Origin of the sequence: Paenibacillus sp. YIM B09110 (genome assembly GCF_037167145.1) — a bacterium.
GTDB lineage: Bacteria > Bacillota > Bacilli > Paenibacillales > Paenibacillaceae > Pristimantibacillus.
On record NZ_JBANSP010000056.1, the window covers coordinates 1 to 2846 of the forward strand.

The following is a 2846-nucleotide window of genomic DNA, read 5'->3' on the forward strand; positions in this document are numbered from 1 at the left end:
TTCATAAAGCAATGTAATCGCCCGAAATAATAAGCTTTACTTCGAACAGACATTATTTGTTGGGTAAGACTCCGGATTTAAGGGGCCTAGCCGTAATTGCATTAACTTTTGCCGATATCGGGGAAATTCAGAGCCTATGTTGGATATTCGCACTAACTTTGCTTCGAAAACCGCCATTTTACCCATTCAAGCAGAAACTTACTGCAAATATCCAATATAGCAGTTAAACAATGCCCCTAGAGGCTCTCTACACTGCAGAAATCCAACATAGCCGTCTTTACCGAATATCTTGCCAGCAGCCCGCGACTGGCGAACATACGAAGCGCTCTTGATTAGATGGAACATCAATTTTTTAAAACCATTTTATACCGACCGCTTCCTATCAGCCACATGTTAAAGTAAAGAGTAATACCAGCACCAGCCCCGACAAACAAAATCACTTTAGAACGGAGAAGAATCATCCCCTATGAATTCAGTATTTACGATTGACTGCAAAGATATCTACTTGAGGGAATACCAGCTTGAAGACTTGGATGAACTGCATGCGCTGACTATGCAACCGGAGATTCATACGTTTCTGCCGGATTGGAACGTGCCGAAGAAGCAGCGTGCCGACTGGATAGCAAACTATGAAATTCCGGAAAATAAAGCGTTTCTGCAGGCGGTAGAGGAAGGACGTCCCGTTCACGATATAAGACTTCGCTTAGGCATTATTCATAAGGAAACCGGCGCCTTTATCGGTTGGTGCTGTACGGGTCCGAAGGACGAGCTGCCAGAGCCGAATCGCGAGATTATGTACGCAGTGTCCAAAGATCATAGAGGCAAAGGTTATGCGACGCAAGCGGCATCAGGGCTCATTCATTATTTATTCGCTCAGGCCCAAGTTACGGAGCTTCATGCGCTTGCCCTTACGCATAATACCGGCTCTATTGGAGTCATTCTGCGCTGCGGCTTCACGCCTGCCGGGCAGATTGAGATCGACGGCGAGAGATTTGGGCATTATACGCTTAAGAGGCATTGAACCCGCAAAGCACAACAATGATGTTATTTCCTATAGCCCAACTTGTCTTTGACGCTTACCTATCATTACTGTAATGTAATAAATATATATACAGTAATGTCAGTGAAATGGGGACAAGGAGCACATCGTTATGCGAACACAGCACAGAGGGCTTACCCTTAATAATCTAGTTAATTTACTCATCGTTTTCTCGGTTATCGTCACGCTTGTCGTCTGCGCTATTGTCGGTTACAACAGTGATAAACAATCGCTTATCGCCAGCACGCTCGAATTCAATCGCAGCAACGCGGAGAAGCTCGCCCAGATGACGAACGATCTATTAACCTCTGCCAAAAAAACATTAACCGAATCTGCCGATTACATATCTCAGCAAGATTTAATGGACGCTCAGGCAACGCTTAACTACATCAAACGAAGCACTAATATGTTCAACTCCTTATTCGTCGTAAGCGAAGAAGGCGTTGTCCTGCTAAGCTCTCCGGAGTCTCTCGGCGTAGTGAACAAAACGTTGACCAGCGAAGCCGCGAAACAAGCGCTAGCGCTTAAGAAACCGTTAATTTCAGAGCCCTATATCGCCATTACGGGACGCTTCATTGTTCTTGTATCCGTCCCAATCTTCGATCAGTCAGGCGATTACACAGGGTTTTTGGCTGGCTCCATCTATCTGCATGAATCAAATATATTAGAAAGTGTGCTAGGCACGCATACCAATACTGACAGCGGCTCCTATGTGTATGTCGTTTCCAACAAAGGCGAGCTGCTATACCACCCCGACAAAACGAGAATAGGCGATATCGTGATGGAAAACCCTGCTGTTCAGCAAGTCGTAGGCGGCCACATTGGCACAAAAGTGGTAACGAACACGGTTGGCGAAAAGATGAACGCCGGATATGCTCCCGTTCCGGAAGCAAGCTGGGGAATTGTATCCCAAACTCCCGCTTCTACTGTAACGGTTTCCGCTAGAAATTTGGTTTGGAACATTTGCCTGTATTCCGTTCCGTTAATTTTATTGCTAATCGCTTTGGCTTTCGTCTTGATTCGATATATTTCCCGGCCTTTATATAAGCTCGCTCATTTCGCAGAAAATTTGAATGAAAGCAATCAAGCTATGCCGTTTCCAAAAACGCAGAGCTGGTATTATGAAGCCAAGCAGCTTCAAAAAGCAATGACAAGAGCGATCAGCATGATGCAAGAACAAATTCATACGCTCGCGACCGAAGCCCAAAAGGATACGTTGACGGGATTAAACAACAGGCGAACGATGGATAAGGTGCTGCAGAGTTGGATTGATTCAAATACGTCGTTCTGTTATATGATCCTCGATATTGACCACTTCAAATGTGTGAACGATACTTATGGACACCCAATGGGCGATGAGGTATTGAGGTTTCTTGCTCAGAAAATGCTAGAACTGACAAGCTATGATGATGATGTGGTTTGTTGCCGATACGGCGGGGAAGAATTTGTTATCCTTGTGCCAAATATGAATCTAGACGGATCCTATCTGCTTGCAGAGCATATTCGAACAACCATCGAGCAAGCCGTTAGTCCAATCGGGAAGCCTATTACCGTATCGATTGGGGTTGCATCCATCGATGACAGCCAGGGCGAGCTGGAGGTCATGATGCAGACGGCAGATGACGCTTTATACCGTTCCAAACAATCAGGAAGAAACAAAGTAAGCATAGGTTAAGACGTGAATATAACCAAAGAAGAGACGGGGCCGCAGCCCAATGTCATTAAGTTAAGGCGAAGAGCCGAAGTTAAGGAAAGAGCAGGTTATCGAAAAGATAACTTGCTCTTTTTCTTGCGCGAAAATGGAAAA

2 protein-coding genes are annotated in these 2846 nt (G+C 45.3%); both read left to right on the plus strand.

Features of this window, described 5'->3' with window-relative positions; genetic code table 11:
* Positions 1-466: 466 nt before the first annotated feature.
* The gene (locus tag V8F51_RS31410) at positions 467-1021 is read left to right on the plus strand and encodes a GNAT family N-acetyltransferase (RefSeq protein WP_337104441.1); all 555 of its coding nucleotides are present in this window, start codon (positions 467-469) and stop codon (positions 1019-1021) included.
* Positions 1022-1151: 130 nt separating this feature from the next.
* Positions 1152-2714 (plus strand): sensor domain-containing diguanylate cyclase, encoded by a 1563-nt coding sequence (locus V8F51_RS31415; RefSeq protein WP_337104442.1) that lies wholly within the window; start codon positions 1152-1154, stop codon positions 2712-2714.
* Positions 2715-2846 lie beyond the last annotated feature (132 nt).